The following is a 1082-nucleotide window of genomic DNA, read 5'->3' as shown; positions in this document are numbered from 1 at the left end:
GATCTTTAAGATTATATTAAAATGCAATATGATTTGAAAATAATTAATGGTAATATATTAACAGAAGATGGTTTTATAGATTCTATTGGAATTAAAGATGGGAAAATAACATCATTGCACCCTAAACAAAATGAATCCTATAAAGATTTATATGATTTAGATGGTAAATATGTCATTCCTGGATTTTTTGATGCACATACACATATGCTTATATCTGGATTGCAAGAAATAAGACTTAATCTGGAAAACGTAACTGATATAAATAAAGTAATTGAGATAGTATATAAGAGATCATTATATACCAAAGAAAAAATTATTATAGGCTATGGATGGGATGAATCATTATGGAAAAACCACGAATATATTAAAAAAAACGATCTCGATGTAACAAATTTGCCTGTCATACTTTTTAGGAAAGATTTGCATATGGCATCATTAAATACTGCAGCATTGAAATTATTAAATATAGATTCAAAAGATGGTATTATAAACGAAGAATTATTAAGAAAAATAGATTATTTAACACTCCCATCAGAAGAGGAAATTATAAATGCATTAAACATTTCAATTAAAAAAGCATTGTCTTTAGGTATAACCTCTTTGAGGGACATAGTTGATTTAAAAACATATAATGCATATAAAAAGATAAAAACCCCATTAAATATATATAAAGCTCTATATGATAATTTCTATTTTGAAGGCTTTGGTAAAAATAATAGAGATGCCGGAATAAAAATATTTATGGATGGTTCCATTGGTGCAAAAACAGCTGCACATGAAGATTATAAAAATTTAAAAATGACCTCAAATCAGTTATACAACCTTTCTAAGAAGTATTGGGATATAAATATTCCCGTTGTTGTCCATGCAATAGGAGAAATCGCCATAAAAGAAACTTTATTTGCCCTTCTTAAAAGCCCACAGTATATAAGAAATTCAATAGAGCATTTTGAATTGATTGAAGACCCGCTTATAGATATGATAAATGATAACACAATAATTTCGGCGCAACCAAATTATTTGCAATGGGCATCACCATCATAATCTGGGGCTATTAAAACCTCTATAAACTTATGCTCCAT

1 protein-coding gene is annotated in these 1082 nt (G+C 27.8%); it reads left to right on the top strand.

All coding sequences use genetic code 11. The features are described 5' to 3' along the window. Nucleotides 1-21: 21 nt before the first annotated feature. The gene (locus tag AOG54_RS03850) at nt 22-1044 is read left to right on the top strand and encodes an amidohydrolase family protein (RefSeq protein ID WP_055032448.1); all 1023 of its coding nucleotides are present in this window, start codon (nt 22-24) and stop codon (nt 1042-1044) included. The last annotated feature ends 38 nt before the right edge of the window (nt 1045-1082 follow it).

This window comes from Acidiplasma aeolicum, assembly GCF_001402945.1.
In the GTDB taxonomy this organism is placed as follows: domain Archaea; phylum Thermoplasmatota; class Thermoplasmata; order Thermoplasmatales; family Thermoplasmataceae; genus Acidiplasma; species Acidiplasma aeolicum.
This window is presented reverse-complemented; position numbering and strand designations above follow the sequence as displayed.